Genomic DNA, 17,939 nt, shown 5'->3' with positions numbered 1-17,939 from the left:
CTCCTTTTCACAGCTGCACATTCCAGCTCTGTGGTCAGGTACTTTTAGCATATTTAACATAGTCCTATTATACTGGTTTTGCCGCTGTTATCCGTAACAAAAATGTTACCTTCCAATATCGATCATGTCAGAGCTTCCGCTCATCGTATCTAATCCTTATAAACAAATAAAAACCACCACCGAATAACATCGGCAGTGGTTCTTTGCTTGGCGGCGTCCTACTCTCCCAGGACCCTGCGGTCCAAGTACCATCGGCGCTAGAGGGCTTAACGGTCGTGTTCGGGATGGGTACGTGTGGAACCCCTCCGCCATCGCCACCAAACGCGTAGCTTAGCTTACATTTCAGAGTGTTGTTCTCTGAAAACTAGATTCGAAACGAAACATGCGAATTACAACTTGCTATTTGGATAAGCCCTCGACCGATTAGTACTGGTCAGCTCCATGCATTGCTGCACTTCCACCCCCAGCCTATCTACCTCGTCGTCTTCAAGGGGTCTTACATACTGGGAAATCTCATCTTGAGGGGGGCTTCACGCTTAGATGCTTTCAGCGTTTATCCCGTCCGTACATAGCTACCCAGCGGTGCTCCTGGCGGAACAACTGGTACACCAGCGGTACGTCCATCCCGGTCCTCTCGTACTAAGGACAGCTCCTCTCAAATTTCCTACGCCCACGACAGATAGGGACCGAACTGTCTCACGACGTTCTGAACCCAGCTCGCGTACCGCTTTAATGGGCGAACAGCCCAACCCTTGGGACCTACTTCAGCCCCAGGATGCGATGAGCCGACATCGAGGTGCCAAACCTCCCCGTCGATGTGGACTCTTGGGGGAGATAAGCCTGTTATCCCCAGGGTAGCTTTTATCCGTTGAGCGATGGCCCTTCCATGCGGTACCACCGGATCACTAAGCCCGACTTTCGTCCCTGCTCGACTTGTAGGTCTCGCAGTCAAGCTCCCTTATGCCTTTGCACTCTTCGAATGATTTCCAACCATTCTGAGGGAACCTTTGGGCGCCTCCGTTACTCTTTAGGAGGCGACCGCCCCAGTCAAACTGCCCACCTGACACTGTCCCCGCACCGGATTACGGTACCAGGTTAGAACCTAGATACGATCAGGGTGGTATCCCAACGTTGCCTCCACACAAGCTGGCGCTCATGTCTCTTAGGCTCCCACCTATCCTGTACAGATCGTACCCAAATTCAATATCAAGCTGCAGTAAAGCTCCATGGGGTCTTTCCGTCTTGTCGCGGGTAACCTGCATCTTCACAGGTATTAAAATTTCACCGGATCTCTCGTTGAGACAGCGCCCAAGTCGTTACGCCATTCGTGCGGGTCAGAATTTACCTGACAAGGAATTTCGCTACCTTAGGACCGTTATAGTTACGGCCGCCGTTTACTGGGGCTTCGGTTCACAGCTTCGGATTGCTCCTAACCACTCCCCTTAACCTTCCAGCACCGGGCAGGCGTCAGCCCGTATACTTCGCCTTACGGCTTCGCACAGACCTGTGTTTTTGCTAAACAGTCGCTTGGGCCTTTTCACTGCGGCCCCCTCGTGCTATTCACACTACCGGGGCACCCCTTCTCCCGAAGTTACGGGGTCATTTTGCCGAGTTCCTTAACGAGAGTTCTTCCGCGCGCCTTAGAATACTCTTCTCGCCTACCTGTGTCGGTTTGCGGTACGGGCACCTTCACCTGGCTAGAGGCTTTTCTTGGCAGTGTGAGATCATGACCTTCGCTACTATAATTTTCGCTCCCCATCACAGCTCAGCCTTACAATGTGCGGATTTGCCTACACATCAGCCTTACTGCTTAGACGGACATCCATCAGTCCGCGTCACTACCCTACTGCGTCCCCCCATTGCTCATAACGGCTTACGGTGGTACAGGAATTTCGACCTGTTGTCCTTCGACTACGCCTTTCGGCCTCGCCTTAGGTCCCGACTTACCCTGAGCGGACGAGCCTTCCTCAGGAACCCTTAGGCTTTCGGCGGATCAGATTCTCACTGATCTTTTCGTTACTCATACCGGCATTCTCACTTGTATAATGTCCAGCGCTCCTTACGGTACACCTTCAACCCTTATACAACGCTCCCCTACCCCTGATGCAAAGCATCAAGCCATAGCTTCGGTGGTGTGTTTAGCCCCGTTACATTTTCGGCGCAGAGTCACTCGACCAGTGAGCTATTACGCACTCTTTCAATGGTGGCTGCTTCTAAGCCAACATCCTGGTTGTCTGTGCAACTCCACATCCTTTCCCACTTAACACACACTTGGGGACCTTAGCTGATGGTCTGGGCTGTTTCCCTTTTGACAATGGATCTTAGCACTCACTGTCTGACTCCCGGAAGTAAGTCTATGGCATTCGGAGTTTGACTGAGCTTGGTAACCCTTGCGGGCCCCGCACCCAATCAGTGCTCTACCTCCACGACTCTGTTTTCCGAGGCTAGCCCTAAAGCTATTTCGGGGAGAACCAGCTATCTCCGAGTTCGATTGGAATTTCTCCGCTACCCCCACCTCATCCCCGCATTTTTCAACATGCGTGGGTTCGGGCCTCCAGTGCGTGTTACCGCACCTTCACCCTGGACAGGGGTAGATCACCCGGTTTCGGGTCTACGTCCACGTACTAAGTCGCCCTATTCAGACTCGCTTTCGCTGCGGCTCCGGCTCTTCACCTTAACCTTGCACGGGAACGTAACTCGCCGGTTCATTCTACAAAAGGCACGCCATCACCCCTAAAACGGGCTCTGACTTTTTGTAAGCACACGGTTTCAGGTTCTATTTCACTCCCCTTCCGGGGTGCTTTTCACCTTTCCCTCACGGTACTGCTTCACTATCGGTCGCTAGGAAGTATTTAGCCTTGGCAGATGGTCCTGCCGGATTCATACGGGGTTTCACGTGCCCCGCACTACTCGGGATCCGTCTCGGAGGGAACAGACTTTCAACTACAGGGCTTTTACCTTCTTTGGCGGGCCTTTCCAGACCTCTTCGCTTAACCGGTTCCTTTGTAACTCCATGTGAGACGTCCCACAACCCCAAAGAGCAAGCTCTCTGGTTTGGGCTTCTCCGCGTTCGCTCGCCGCTACTGACGGAATCACTATTGTTTTCTCTTCCTCAGGGTACTTAGATGTTTCAGTTCCCCTGGTATGCCTCACACTAACCTATGTATTCAGTTAGGTGTAACTGGAAATTACCCCAGCTGGGTTTCCCCATTCGGACACCCCCGGATCAAAGCTTGCTTACAGCTCCCCGAGGCAGTTTCGTTGTTCGCCACGTCCTTCATCGGCTCCTAGCGCCTAGGCATCCTCCGTGTGCTCTTAGTAGCTTAACCTCGTGCTCCGGTTTCGACTGCTCGCTTCCCTTGTTTTGCTTGCGCAAAGCCAAAAGTCGCTCCCATTCGATACCATCGTACGTGCAATCTACCTTATAAAAACACTTCACTTGTTTACACAAGATCAGCTTAAAGGAATGTTCTAATTCGCGTTTGTTTCGTTTCGATATCTAGTTTTCAAAGAACAAGCTCCATGCAAAAGCAAGCTGTTTGAGAGTTTGAGCTCTCAAAACTGAGCAACGAGTGAGTGTTTTGCAGCTGAGCTGCATATTTGAATGTTTCCGTTGCAGGAAACGATTCTCCATAGAAAGGAGGTGATCCAGCCGCACCTTCCGATACGGCTACCTTGTTACGACTTCACCCCAATCATCTATCCCACCTTCGGCGGCTGGCTCCTTGCGGTTACCCCACCGACTTCGGGTGTTATAAACTCTCGTGGTGTGACGGGCGGTGTGTACAAGACCCGGGAACGTATTCACCGCGGCATGCTGATCCGCGATTACTAGCAATTCCGACTTCATGCAGGCGAGTTGCAGCCTGCAATCCGAACTGAGACCGGCTTTGTTGGGATTGGCTCCATCTCGCGATTTCGCAGCCCGTTGTACCGGCCATTGTAGTACGTGTGTAGCCCAGGTCATAAGGGGCATGATGATTTGACGTCATCCCCACCTTCCTCCGGTTTGTCACCGGCAGTCTATCTAGAGTGCCCATCCGAAATGCTGGCAACTAAATATAAGGGTTGCGCTCGTTGCGGGACTTAACCCAACATCTCACGACACGAGCTGACGACAACCATGCACCACCTGTCTCCTCTGTCCCGAAGGAAAGATACATCTCTGTACCGATCAGAGGGATGTCAAGACCTGGTAAGGTTCTTCGCGTTGCTTCGAATTAAACCACATACTCCACTGCTTGTGCGGGTCCCCGTCAATTCCTTTGAGTTTCAGTCTTGCGACCGTACTCCCCAGGCGGAGTGCTTAATGTGTTAACTTCGGCACCAAGGGTATCGAAACCCCTAACACCTAGCACTCATCGTTTACGGCGTGGACTACCAGGGTATCTAATCCTGTTTGCTCCCCACGCTTTCGCGCCTCAGCGTCAGTTACAGCCCAGAGAGTCGCCTTCGCCACTGGTGTTCCTCCACATATCTACGCATTTCACCGCTACACGTGGAATTCCACTCTCCTCTTCTGCACTCAAGTCACCCAGTTTCCAGTGCGATCCGGGGTTGAGCCCCGGGATTAAACACCAGACTTAAATGACCGCCTGCGCGCGCTTTACGCCCAATAATTCCGGACAACGCTTGCCCCCTACGTATTACCGCGGCTGCTGGCACGTAGTTAGCCGGGGCTTTCTTCTCAGGTACCGTCACCTTGAGAGCAGTTACTCTCCCAAGCGTTCTTCCCTGGCAACAGAGCTTTACGATCCGAAAACCTTCATCACTCACGCGGCATTGCTCCGTCAGGCTTTCGCCCATTGCGGAAGATTCCCTACTGCTGCCTCCCGTAGGAGTCTGGGCCGTGTCTCAGTCCCAGTGTGGCCGATCACCCTCTCAGGTCGGCTACGCATCGTCGCCTTGGTGAGCCGTTACCCCACCAACTAGCTAATGCGCCGCAGGCCCATCCCCAAGTGACAGATTGCTCCGTCTTTCCAGTTTCCTTCAGGCGAAGAAAACAATTATTCGGTATTAGCTACCGTTTCCGGTAGTTGTCCCAAACTTGAGGGCAGGTTGCCTACGTGTTACTCACCCGTCCGCCGCTAACCATCAGAGAAGCAAGCTTCTCATCAAGTCCGCTCGACTTGCATGTATTAGGCATGCCGCCAGCGTTCGTCCTGAGCCAGGATCAAACTCTCCAATAAAGTATTGAAAAGAGCGATAAGCTCATTTTGAATCTGACGAGATTAAAAATCTCATTTGTGCTCCAGCCGATTCAAGCCAAGGCTTGTCTCAACTTTCGCGTTCATTCTGCAAGCAGAATGTTTACTCACTCGTTGTTCAGTTTTCAAAGATCAAACTTGTTTCGTTACCGAATGTTGTTCTCTTCAGCAACTTTTATATCTTACCACATCCGAACCAACTTTGCAAGCTCTTTTTTTAAGTTTCTTTCGAAGCTTAATTCATTTGCTTACCGCACCGTGTAAACCGTGTTTTCTTGGCCGGAATTAGAATATACCATGTACAGATATTGATTGCAAGTCTTTTTTTGAGTAATTATATATCTTTCTATAATAATTCTGGTTTTTCTACATTCCCACATTTATCTCACGTAAAAAGCCTCTCTATAAAAGAAAGGCCCTCTCTTCAAGTTACTTTAATATCTATTGTTATCCGATAACCTCTTGGATGTGAAGCTGCCGCTGCTGCATCAGGTTAATGATGGTTCCTTCTACTGACACCATAGGCCGTGTAGGATGATCTCGATCAGAGAATACGATCTCTCCAATTTGGTTATTGCTGAGTTTTACTCGGATACCATTATGGATCTGGGTCGAACGTTGAACAAATACTCTTACAATTGCAGGATCCAATTTCCCAAATGCCTCACTTTGGATCTGTTCTAGGACTAGGTATGGTGATTGTGCCTTGCGGTAGATCTTCTCCAGCGTCATGGCGTGGAAAATATCAGCAATAGCTACAATCTTGGCATAAATATGAATCTGCGTCCCACTAAGCTGCAACGGGTAGCCTGATCCGTCAACTTTTTCATGATGCTGCAAAGCTGCAAGTCTGGCTCCCTCGTTAATGGCCTTTGCCTGTTTAAGGATCTGATAACCATATTTCGTATGCTGGCGAATCTCTTCCTGCTCTGTAGCCGTCAACGTGGATGGTTTATGGAGAATCTGCGGATCTACCTTGTTGTTACCAATATCATGGAACAAGCCTGCAAAAGCAACTTGCATCCAATCCTTGGAGGGCAGATCGATCCATTGAGCCAGTTGATAAGATGTGATCGCACTCAGTACGGCATGGTGATATACATAATCATGTTCTTGCATTACTCGTGGACTGAAGGTAAGCACATTATATTGTTTGAGATGTGCAAACACAGCCTCCAACTGTGTACGTAACTCATAGACCGGCAATTCAGCCGCCAGAGAGGACAGGAAAGCATTTTTCGTTAGTCCGACCATCTTCTCATACTCATCCTGCAAAGACGTTACTACAGGAGCTGTGGTGACGTTCCCTGTCTTCCCTGCCCGTTCACCATTCTTGTCATTGGCAGAACTTCCTGCGGACACAGAGGCACCTTTGGTTGCTGTACTACTCGACGCCATTCTTTCTTGTTCAATATCTACCTGTTGAATCATAAAGGCTCTGAGCACTTCCATATCCTTGGGTAAAATAACTTTTCCCTTCTGAAGCAGAACGTTGCCGCGAAGTGTTTGCACATCACTCCCAAGTTTGAGTCCTGGTTTGACTTCTGACAGGGTGATTAATCCCATGTGTATTCCCCTCACTCATCGTTCTTCTATGTTAATAACAAACAAGACCATAGTCCCGGTTTTTCATGATATTTCCCATTATATTACTCAGAAATCAGGCTGTACATCCCAGATTCGGAAGAATACACGAAGAGATTCCTTTATACAACAAAAGGGCTCCCCGTGGGAGCCCTCGCAATCTTCTTCCAATCTCCAAGAGATCGGTTTTTATAACATTCTATTTTTATGCTTCCGAACCGGAATCGTCGTCGCCCTCAACTTCATTAACCTCAGCTTCAGAAACGGTGCCTTCTTCCAAGCTTACTACCGGAGCTTGGGACTCCTCGCCTTCCAAGCCTTCAAGCGACTCATCGTCTGGTTCTTCTTCATTCTTATCAATTCGGCTGACTGTAGCTACTGAGTCCTCGTCACGAATATGAATCAGTTTCACACCCTGCGTGTATCGACCCATAGTGGATATGCCTTCCATGCTCATCCGGATCAACGTACCACTAGACGTAATAATCATCAGATCCTCTTCGGTTTTAACCATTTTGAGGCTGACTACTGAGCCGTTCTTCTCTGTGACATTAATAGTCTTGATCCCTTTACCGCCACGAGTCTGCATCCGATAGTCACTCACAGGTGTACGTTTACCGTAACCTTTGGCTGTAACGATTAGAACATCAAGGTCTTTATCAACTACATCCATGCCGATAACGGCATCCTGTTCATCCAATGTGATCCCTTTAACCCCGGTGGCACTACGTCCCATGGAACGTACATTACCTTCGGAGAATCGAATAGACATTCCGTGAGCTGTACCCATGATGATCTCTTGCTGTCCATCGGTCAGCTTAACATCGATCAGAATGTCATCATCACGCAAGGAAATACCGATCAAGCCGCCTTTGCGGATATTGGTGTAATCCTCAAGTGGTGTTTTCTTCACAACCCCTTGGCGGGTAGCAAAGAACAGGTATCTGTCACTTTCGAATTCCTGAACCGGAATTACGGCATTAACTGATTCACCCTGCTCAATCTGGATCAGGTTGATAATCGGCGTTCCCCGTGCGGTACGTCCAAGCTCTGGAATCTCGTACGCTTTGAGACGGTACACTTTACCTTTGTCAGTGAAGAACATGAGGTAATTGTGAGAGTTGGTCACGAACAGATGCTCGACAAAGTCGGTATCTTTCGTATCCATACCCACGACCCCACGTCCACCACGTTTCTGGCTGCGGTATGTGGATACCGGCAGACGTTTCACGTAGCCTGTATGGGTAATCGTAATGATAACCTCTTCACGTGGAATCAGGTCCTCATCCAGAATACTCTCTTCACCTACAGTGATCTCCGTACGACGATCATCGCTGAAGCGGTCGCGGATCTCTTGCAGCTCCGTACTGATAATCTCAAGTACCAGATGCTCATTGGCCAAAATTTCGCGATACTCTCTGATTTTGACCATCAGTTCGTTATATTCATTTTCAATACGTTCGCGTTCCAGACCTGTGAGTCGTTGCAAACGCATATCGAGAATAGCTTGAGCCTGATCATGACTGAGTGAGAAGCGCTCAATCAAACCTTCTCTTGCTGCATCCGCATTACTGGATGAACGAATCAACGTAATAATCTCGTCGATATGATCCAGCGCAATACGTAAACCTTCTAGAATGTGTGCACGAGCTTCAGCCTTTTTCAGTTCAAACTGCGTACGTCTGCGAATAACCTCAATCTGATGCTGCAGGTAGTGATACAACACTTCACGCAAGTTCAGAATTTTAGGTTCTTTATTAACAATCGCAAGCATGTTAATCCCGAAAGTGGATTGCATCGATGTATGTTTGTACAGGTTGTTCAGGACAACCCCCGGATTCACGTCTCTGCGAAGCTCAATTACAACCCGCATACCATTACGGTCAGACTCATCACGAAGGTCAGTAATACCATCAATCCTTTTATCACGTACCAACTCGGCGATTTTTTCAACGAGTCTCGCCTTGTTTACCTGATAAGGCAGCTCCGTAACGATAATTCGCGCCTTGTTGTTGTTCTCTTCGATGTTGGTTTTGGCCCGCATCGTTACTGAACCACGTCCGGTCTGATACGCCTGGCGAATGCCTGAGCGGCCCAAAATGTAGCCGGACGTAGGGAAGTCTGGTCCTTGAATGTAATCCATGAGTTCCATGGATGTAATGTCCGGATTTTGAATCATGGCTTGTACACCATCAATGACCTCGCCCAGGTTATGAGGAGGAATATTGGTAGCCATACCTACCGCGATCCCGCCGACCCCATTGACAAGCAAGTTAGGAAAACGAGCAGGCAGAACGATTGGCTCATGTTCTTCACCGTCATAGTTCGGCTGGAAATCAATCGTATCCTTGTTAATATCTCTGAGCATTTCCATAGCAATCTTGGACAAACGGGCTTCGGTATAACGCATGGCTGCTGCCATATCGCCATCGACCGATCCAAAGTTACCATGTCCATCTACATGCATATAACGCAGGGAGAAATCCTGTGCCATCCGTACCATCGTCTCGTAAACAGCAGAGTCACCGTGTGGGTGATACTTACCGATAACTTCGCCGACGATTCTGGCTGATTTTTTATGTGGTTTATCGGGTGTCATGCCGAGCTCTGACATCGCGTACAGAATACGCCGGTGAACCGGCTTCAATCCATCACGCACGTCAGGTAAGGCACGGCTAACGATGATGCTCATCGCATAATCCATAAACGATTCACGCATCTCGACGCCTATATCCCGATCTGTAATCTGAGAGTTCATTTCTTCCGCCATGCTGGACCTCCTTCTTGTCCTTCAACAAACGTTCCATTCCGTCATGCAAAAAAAGTTGATTATATGTGAAAAGCCTAACAAGGCTAAAACCGCGCAAGAACGCTACTCTTTATTATATTACTTTCACAAAAGTTACACAATTAAACGTCCGCTGGGCAATAGCCTTTCTTCCGGGAACTTCTGCGTGTCTAGGGATACGCCCTGCCTTCCTCCCCAATTGCACATACAATGCTAGAAAAACGGCATATGTACTGTGCCTACCGAGGCTAAAGCCATTCCCGTCCTACGATCAAACTGCAAATTGTGCAGCTCATCGCACAAAACGCCATATTTCTCTATTATACCACTGAAATCGTCTCTTGTCCTTTGATTTCTCCGTGTCTGTCCCTCTTTAGAACTGAGCAAAACATGAAAGGACTGATGAATCTTGGGTATCCAACGCGTCTCCAGCAAATGGGCCAAAACAGCTGTATTACAACGCAGTCGCATTGTGAATGAATATATCCCAGTGACCCGAAAATATAGCCGTCAAACTCTGGAACGAATGACTGAATTATTTGAGTCCAACTATATCAAACCGGACCGTGGTACTTACGGTAATGGCGTTATGCGGGTGAAAACAACCCGTTTATACGAACCTGTCGTTAGTTCCGAAGATTCCACCACAGATACAGAGGTTTCGGAAGAAACCAATGATCGGAACCTGCCTGATGAACCCGAAGCAAGTGCTGTTACCTCCAGAGCTACCTATCTCACAACAACATATCAACTCCAATACGGTACAGAGGAGAGATCATTTCATTCCTTGGACGAACTCGAACGAGCACTGAATGATCGCATTCAGGAACGTGAATATATCATTCAACAGGGAATATCGCTGATGAAGCATGAAGATTTGCCTTTTGACTTGCGTGTGTTAACTCAGAAAAATCTGCAACACAACTGGGAAACAACAGGTATTCTGGGACGTGTTGCTGCGCCGGGCAAAATCATCACCAACATTCATGGTGGTGGGCGATTGGCCACGTTTGAAGAACTCGTACTCCCCCATCTTCAACAGGATGGCTTCAAGAAACTCCGTACTGAGCTGTACCGCTTAGGTATTCATACCGCTGTACAATTGCAAACATCATTTCCAAGACTCAAAGAGATTGGTATTGATATTGCGCTAGACGAAGCAGGGCGTCCCTGGATTCTTGAAGTCAACACACTGCCAGGCATTTATGCCTTTGGCTTATTACCGGACAAGGAGGCTTACCGGAAGATCAAACGTTATGCGATTGCGTACGGTCGTTTGCCCTCCAAAAAGAGTAAGAGCTCCCGTCCATCCCCCAAAGCACAGGCCTCGTCTGCCAAAAAACGTGTACGTAGATAACAAAGGGTACGGAAGTCTAAGTTACGCCTTCCCTGTTCCATACCTTCTCTAATATAAAAAAAGGCGCCCTCTCAGGCGCCTCTTCGAATGTGTTAAATGTCGAGGTTTTTCACGTATTTCGCATTTTCCTGGATAAAGTCACGACGCGGTTCAACATTATCCCCCATCAGGGTGTCAAACATGGTATCAGCAAGGATGGCATCATTAATCGATACTTGCATCATGGTCCGGCTCTCCGGATCCATCGTCGTTTCCCACAATTGTCCGGCATTCATCTCGCCAAGACCTTTGTAACGCTGAACGTTGAATTTCGCATTTTCCCCGAGCGTTGCAATAATTTCATCGCGCTCTTTCTCGGAACCGGCATAACGAATTACTTTGTTACGCTCAATCTTGAACAATGGCGGTTGTGCAATATACACATAACCTGCCTCAATGATTTTACGCATGTACCGATACAGGAATGTCAGCAATAGTGTCCGAATATGAGCACCATCGACGTCGGCATCGGTCATCAAAATAATTTTGTGATAGCGGGCTTTGGCAATATCGAAGTCATCACCAATACCTGTACCCATTGCCGTAATAATTGCTCTAATCTCCGCATTACCCAAGATGCGGTCGAGACGAGCTTTTTCCACGTTTAGAATCTTACCACGCAGCGGCAAAATCGCTTGGAAATGACGATCCCGACCTTGCTTCGCTGATCCGCCTGCAGAGTCACCTTCGACGATGTACAATTCGCTGATTGAAGCATCCTTGGATGAACAGTCTGCCAGTTTACCTGGAAGTGAGCTTACTTCGAGTGCACCTTTACGACGTGTCAGTTCACGGGCTTTACGGGCAGCTTCACGCGCACGTGCTGCTTGCAGTCCTTTTTCCAAAATGCGACGGGATACGGAAGGGTTCTCTTCCAGGAACTCCTGCAGCTTCTCGGCAAACAAGGATTCTACAATCCCACGCACTTCGCTGTTGCCCAGCTTGGTCTTGGTCTGTCCTTCAAATTGCGGCTCCGGAATCTTGACCGAAATAATAGCTGTCAAGCCTTCACGCACGTCATCCCCGGAAAGGTTCCCCGTGCTGTCCTTGATTACCCCCGCCTTACGGGCGTAGTCATTGATAATCCGCGTAAGGGCACTCTTGAAACCTGATTCATGCGTTCCGCCCTCATGCGTGTTGATATTGTTCGCGAAGGAATAGATATTCTCGGTGTAGTTGTCATTGTATTGCAGGGCAACTTCCACCTGGATGTTATCTCTGGAACCTTCAACGTAAATTGGATTCTCATGCAGTACTTCGCGCTTCTGGTTGAGGAAGGAGACGTATTCGATAATGCCGCCTTCATACAGGAATGAGTTGGTTGCACCTGTACGCTCATCCGTCAGTGTAAGACCAATACCCTTGTTCAGGAACGCCAGCTCACGAATACGGGCCAGCAAGATGTCATATTCATAAACTCTTGTTTCCGTGAAAATTTCAGGGTCCGGATGGAATCTAACCGTTGTTCCTGTTTCGTCGGTTGTACCGATCACTTTCAGGTCGTACTGTGGAGCTCCACGGCGATATTCCTGTTGATAGATATGTCCCTCACGTTTAACCGTTACAACCACTTTTTCAGAGAGTGCATTCACAACGGACACACCAACACCATGCAAACCACCGGATACTTTATATCCGCCGCCGCCAAATTTCCCCCCTGCATGGAGGACAGTCATAACTACCTCAAGTGCAGGACGTTTCATTTTGGTATGTTCGCCGACAGGAATACCCCGTCCGTTATCGACTACAGTCACGCTATTGTCTTCATGGATACTGACCTCAATGTGGTCACAGTAACCTGCAAGCGCTTCGTCAATACTGTTGTCCACTACTTCCCAGACCAGATGATGCAGGCCCTTGGAACTGGTGGAACCGATATACATCCCCGGACGCTTCCGTACGGCTTCCAATCCTTCAAGGACCTGAATTTCATTCGCATCATATGACGGTTGATTCATAGACATGCCTTTCACCTACTTCTATAGATTCAATATCGTAAATATGCGTTAACTAATAATGTTTGCTGAAATAGGCAACGTCCTTCATTTCAGCCAGATGTCCACATAAAAACAAGCAGAAAAAGACATACCTTATGCGACACAAACGCTAGAGATCAGGAAAAATGTGAGCCCGCTTCTTCAGCGTGGCTGAGGAAATAGGCGAGTAGTACACAATGTTTTTGGTCACCACAATGGACTTCGCTTCCTCTTCACCGATGTGTTCCACTGTCTTTTCCTGCTCGGCATGCGTGACATACTGCTTGGAGATCTTTGAGGATTTTTCAATCGATATATCAAAAATAGCGACCAATTCGGAAGAACGGATGATCTTCTCACCGCCCAGATGAATGTACATAAGCCCCTCACTCCTTAGCGTTCAACCTGTCCGGCATGAACGTGATAAATACTGGCATCTTTGAGCTTGTCAACGTTCAGGCTCTCGATCCCCGTAGCCGTAATAAAGGTTTGCACCTTGCTCTGGAACGTTTCGATCAGCTGCGTCTGGCGAAAAGGATCCAGCTCGGACAGAACATCATCCAGCAACAGAACTGGATATTCTCCGATTTCTTCATGAATCAGTTCAATTTCCGCAAGTTTAAGGGACAACGCTGTTGTGCGCTGCTGCCCCTGCGAGCCATATGTTTGTACTTCCCGATCGTTAATGAAAAAGGACAGGTCATCCCGATGCGGCCCACTAAGGGTTGTGCCTCGGCGAATCTCCTGCTCTTTCATTTGTGATAATTTTATCATAAATTGGTCCATTAAGACAGCTTCATCTTCCTCAGCGGCTTCGCTGAAGGAAGGAAGGTAGGCCAGCCGCAAGACTTCTCCGCCTCCGGTGATCCCCTGATGAATCGTTTCTGCCCACTTTTGCAGTTTCTTTATGAATTGTTTCCTTTTTTTGACGATTTTAACACCATGCTCAACCAGTTGTTCGTTCCACACCTCAAGCATGGTCTGGGCTGATGCCCCTTGTCCCCATAACTGCTTAAGCAAATTGTTTCGTTGGACGAGCACTTTTTGGTATTGCTGTAGGTGATACAGGTAGCCAGGTGCTACCTGCCCGATCTCCATGTCAAGAAACCGGCGGCGGACCCCCGGTGTGCCTTTTACAATCTCCAGATCCTCCGGTGCAAACATCACAACATTGAGCGCTCCGACAAAATCACTTAACTTGCGCTGCTCCAAGCCGTTAATTTTTGCTTTTTTGCCTTGTTGCGACAAAGATAGTTCAAGCTTGACCGATCCGTACTTTTTGTCGACCTCTGCTGCAAGTCTGGCACGTTCCTCACCGAAACGGATTAACTCCTTGTCACGGGATGTACGATGGCTCTTGGTGAGTGCGAGTACAAAAATCGCCTCTGCAAGATTGGTCTTGCCTTGGGCATTTTGCCCGATCAACAAGTTTACGGGACCAAAAGAGTCCAGTCTGAGATGTTCATAATTGCGGAAATTCTGCAGATCAATGCTGTTCACAAACACGCGGTAACCTCCCTTTTATCCCGTCCGTCAGGAGGCAGCAGGATCGAACTGGTCTTCTTATTCTGCAGCAACTTCGAATGTGCCTTCTCCGTCCACTTCAACGATATCCCCAGGGTATAACTTACGTCCCCGGCGTTCCTCAGGCTCTTTATTCACACGTACAAGACCTTCCTGAAGCAAAGCTTTGGCCATACCTCCAGTTGGGATGCAATCAGCCAGTTTCAAAAATTGATCAAGCTTGATATATTCCGTTCGAATCGTAACTTGGTTCACTGTGATCTTCCTTTCGTTAGTTGGTCGTCCGATATGGCAATATCACGTAAAGGCTGTGACTGTCATCCAGCGGTTTCAAGATAATTGGACTCATGACTCCTGTAAAAGCGATCATCAGCTGCTCACTTTCAACAACTTTCAGCACATCCAGCATGTATTTGGAGTTGAACGAGATTTTTAACGGATCTCCTGTAAACTCGGCAGGTTCGATTTCTTCTCTTACTTTACCTAGCTCGGAAGAGCTTGAAGAAATTTCAACGGATCCCGAATCCATCGTTTGCATACGCACGATGTTTGTTTTCTCTTCACGCGACAGCAAATAAGCCCGGTCAATGGATTCACTTAATTTTTTTGTATCTAAAACAAGTTCTGTTTTGTATGACGTTGGAATAATTCTAGAAGTATCGGGATATGTTCCGTCCAGAATACGGGAGTAGAACAATACACGGTCGATTTTGAACAGGACCTGGTTATCTGCAACAACGATATCCACAAGCGTATTTTGATCCGGAACAATTTTACTGAGCTCGTTCAGCGTTTTACCGGAAATGACTACGTTGTTGAAGCGGATACCTTCTGCATTATCCAGCATTGCTGATCGAGTAGCAAGACGGTGACGGTCTGTTGCCACAAATTTCAATTCGTTGTCACCCAAACTCCAGAGTACACCTGTCAGGATTGGAGTAGTCTCATGTGTGGAAATGGAGAAGACCGTTTGTTTAATCATATTTTTCAGCAAATCTCCTGGAATGGAGACCGTTTGGTTTTCTTCGATGCTTGGCAGTACCGGGAATTCTTCCGGATCAAGACCTACCAGTTGAATCTCGGTAGCACCTGCGGAGATAAAGGTGTTGAAGTTCTCTTTGACTTCCATGTGTACTTCCTGTGATGGCAGCTTCTTGATGATCTCCACGAAAAATTTGGCTGGTAAAACTACACTGCCGGGTTGATCTACCTGAACTACGCTTTTATCTCCATCTTCAAGCGGGATGAAGGATTGAATGGATATATCGGTGTCACTTGCTGTCAACGTTACACCTTGATGATTCACGTCGAATTTGATACCGCTCAGAATCGGAATCGTCGTACGGCTCGAGATCGCTTTGGATACTTGCTGTATGGAATCGTTTAAGTAGTTTTTCATTATGCTGATTTTCATGGTTTCACTCCTAGCTGATTTTTTGGGTGTTGGGGTGTTGAAAGGTGTTTTTCAAAGGCCGAAGGCTAAGCTCCGAAATGGCTATTTTGGAGATGATATCTTTAAGATCTTTTTAGTAATAATAGTAATAGGGGCACTGAATATGTGGATAAGTGGGTATAAACCCGTACACCCAAGCCTATCCACATGTGTATACGTTGTGCATAGGCTTGGGACTTGTTCAGGTTGGATTCTTAATTTTTTCGGTTAAGTTGTTGATAACTTTATAGAGATCCTGATCGTTTTTAATCGCTTGGGAGATTTTTTCGTGAGCATGTATGACAGTGGTATGATCTCGTCCTCCGAATGCTTCCCCAATTTTGGGCAGAGAAAAGTCTGTCAGTTCACGAGAGAGATACATGGCAATCTGTCTTGGGAAAGCAACTGCCTTGGTCCGTTTCCGTGCTTTGAAATCTTCAAGCTTAAGGCTATAATACTCGCCGACCTTTTGTTGGATGTCATGAATAGTGATCATTTTGGGACGACTGGAAGGAATAATATCCTTCAGTGCTTCAGCTGCCAGATGAGTGGTTACATCTTGATTAGTCAGTGAAGAATAAGCAACGACCCGAATCAGGGCGCCTTCCAGTTCACGGATGTTGGTGTCAATCTGGTTGGCAATGTACATCATCGCTTCATTCGGAATATCCAAGTTTTCCGCACGTGCCTTTTTACGCAAAATTGCGATCCTTGTCTCCAAATCTGGAGGCTGGATATCCGTGATTAACCCCCATTCAAAGCGAGAACGAAGTCGTTCTTCCAGTGTCGGAATTTCCTTCGGTGGTCTGTCGCTGGAGATGATGATCTGCTTCCGTTCCTCATGCAGCGCATTAAACGTATGGAAAAATTCCTCTTGTGTTGATTCTTTTCCCGCCAAGAACTGAATATCATCAATGAGCAAAATGTCGACGCTCCGGTATTTGTTACGGAAGCTCTCCCCGCGGTTGTCACGGATCGAGTTAATGAATTCGTTCGTGAATTTCTCAGACGACAAATAAACGACTTTGCTGCCCGGATCATGCTCCAGAACATAATGTCCGATCGCATGCATCAAGTGTGTTTTACCGAGTCCTACTCCTCCATACAGGAAGAGAGGATTGTAAGCTTTGGCGGGCGCTTCAGCGACCGCCAGCGATGCGGCATGGGCAAAACGGTTGCCCGGCCCGATGACAAATGTATCGAACGTATATTTCGGATTCAGCATGCTGAGTACCGCTTCTTCCTGTACAACTGTAGGCGTTGGCGCCGGCAATTGCGGGTCCGGTTCAGCAGGCTTGTTCTCTTCAATGACAAATTTCACATCGACTTGCTTGCCAAGCAGCTCGTATACCGTCGAGCCAACCAATTTGGTGTAACGGCTCTCCAGCCATTCGACGGCAAACGTGGTTGGTGCGGAAATGACGATTGAACGGTCATTTAGCTTGGTGGCTTTGGTTGCTTTGAACCAGGTGTCAAAGCTGGGTTTGCTGAGTTTGTTTTGTATGATTGATAAAATTTGCTGCCATAAATCAGAAGTATGGCTGTCCACAGACTGTCACTCCTTTTACATGTTCCAAGTGTGGCTTAAGCCATGATGCAGTGTCGAAATACGAGATATATTGTTGAATTTATCCCCAAACCCCCGCAGGTCGAAAACAAAAAAAGTATGAACAACGGAAAATTGTTCACAACTTTATCCACAGGCTGTTGATAATATTATGGGTCAGATCACATATTCACATCCAAAAGTAATACAATCATAGCAAAAGAAACCCCGCATTTCAACGTATCGCGTGATTTTATCCACAAATTCAATAACTTGTGTATAATTTTTAGTCACAACACAATATATTGTTTATAAACTGTTTAATTTTCGACAGAAAGACCCAAAAACCAAAAATGTTTTATACACAGGTTATCCGTCAAATGATGCCAAATTGTGTGTAAAAGTATTCTTCGTTTGTGAATAACCTGTCTGTGGATAACCGTGAAGTGAAAATGGAGCGTAATCGAGATCGGAAATGAGTTACCT

Annotated in this window: 9 protein-coding genes and 3 rRNA genes; 1 reads left to right on the top strand and 11 read right to left on the bottom strand. The window is 47.6% G+C overall.

Translation table 11 applies throughout. The features are described 5' to 3' along the window. Nucleotides 1-205 precede the first annotated feature (205 nt). From rrf to gyrA, 5 genes are all read right to left on the bottom strand, one after another. Nucleotides 206-322 (bottom strand): 5S ribosomal RNA (rrf, locus tag MKY87_RS15900). A gap of 81 nt (nt 323-403) precedes the next feature. Then, nucleotides 404-3,329 (bottom strand): 23S ribosomal RNA (locus tag MKY87_RS15895). A gap of 307 nt (nt 3,330-3,636) precedes the next feature. Next, nucleotides 3,637-5,189, bottom strand: a 16S ribosomal RNA gene (locus tag MKY87_RS15890). Together the 16S, 23S and 5S rRNA genes form the textbook arrangement of a ribosomal RNA operon. A gap of 465 nt (nt 5,190-5,654) precedes the next feature. Further along, the gene (locus tag MKY87_RS15885) at nt 5,655-6,773 is read right to left on the bottom strand and encodes an HD-GYP domain-containing protein (RefSeq protein ID WP_340965381.1); all 1,119 of its coding nucleotides are present in this window, start codon (nt 6,771-6,773) and stop codon (nt 5,655-5,657) included. Nucleotides 6,774-6,996: 223 nt separating this feature from the next. Then, nucleotides 6,997-9,561 (bottom strand): DNA gyrase subunit A, encoded by a 2,565-nt coding sequence (gene gyrA / locus MKY87_RS15880; RefSeq protein WP_340965379.1) that lies wholly within the window; start codon nt 9,559-9,561, stop codon nt 6,997-6,999. A gap of 427 nt (nt 9,562-9,988) precedes the next feature. Here gyrA and MKY87_RS15875 point away from each other — a divergent pair, with 427 nt between their 5' ends. Further along, nucleotides 9,989-10,936, top strand: a complete 948-nt coding sequence (locus tag MKY87_RS15875) for a YheC/YheD family protein (protein ID WP_340965378.1) — start codon at nt 9,989-9,991, stop codon at nt 10,934-10,936. A 92-nt stretch (nt 10,937-11,028) separates the two neighbouring features. Here MKY87_RS15875 and gyrB read toward each other — a convergent pair whose 3' ends face one another. The 6 genes from gyrB to dnaA form a co-directional block, all read right to left on the bottom strand. After that, nucleotides 11,029-12,939 carry a DNA topoisomerase (ATP-hydrolyzing) subunit B gene (gene gyrB / locus MKY87_RS15870; RefSeq protein ID WP_076216622.1) on the bottom strand — a complete coding sequence of 637 codons (1,911 nt, stop codon included), beginning with the start codon at nt 12,937-12,939 and terminating at the stop codon, nt 11,029-11,031. Nucleotides 12,940-13,081: 142 nt separating this feature from the next. Further along, nucleotides 13,082-13,330 carry an extracellular matrix regulator RemB gene (remB, locus tag MKY87_RS15865; protein WP_017691405.1) on the bottom strand — a complete coding sequence of 83 codons (249 nt, stop codon included), beginning with the start codon at nt 13,328-13,330 and terminating at the stop codon, nt 13,082-13,084. Between the two features lie 14 nt (nt 13,331-13,344). Then, nucleotides 13,345-14,457 (bottom strand): DNA replication/repair protein RecF, encoded by a 1,113-nt coding sequence (gene recF, locus MKY87_RS15860; protein WP_076216624.1) that lies wholly within the window; start codon nt 14,455-14,457, stop codon nt 13,345-13,347. 57 nt (nt 14,458-14,514) lie between these two features. Continuing rightward, nucleotides 14,515-14,730: a S4 domain-containing protein YaaA gene (yaaA, locus tag MKY87_RS15855; RefSeq protein ID WP_036611994.1), complete on the bottom strand. Its 216-nt coding sequence runs from the start codon at nt 14,728-14,730 to the stop codon at nt 14,515-14,517. Nucleotides 14,731-14,746: 16 nt separating this feature from the next. Beyond that, on the bottom strand, nt 14,747-15,889 hold the full coding sequence (gene dnaN / locus MKY87_RS15850) for a DNA polymerase III subunit beta (protein WP_017691408.1): 1,143 nt from the start codon (nt 15,887-15,889) through the stop codon (nt 14,747-14,749). A 220-nt stretch (nt 15,890-16,109) separates the two neighbouring features. Then, nucleotides 16,110-17,456 (bottom strand): chromosomal replication initiator protein DnaA, encoded by a 1,347-nt coding sequence (gene dnaA / locus MKY87_RS15845; protein ID WP_036611990.1) that lies wholly within the window; start codon nt 17,454-17,456, stop codon nt 16,110-16,112. Nucleotides 17,457-17,939: the final 483 nt, after the last annotated feature.

The organism is Paenibacillus sp. FSL R7-0198, from assembly GCF_038000415.1.
GTDB lineage: Bacteria > Bacillota > Bacilli > Paenibacillales > Paenibacillaceae > Paenibacillus.
The sequence above is the reverse complement of the archived record's forward strand: the minus strand, read 5'-3'. Positions and strand labels throughout refer to the sequence as shown.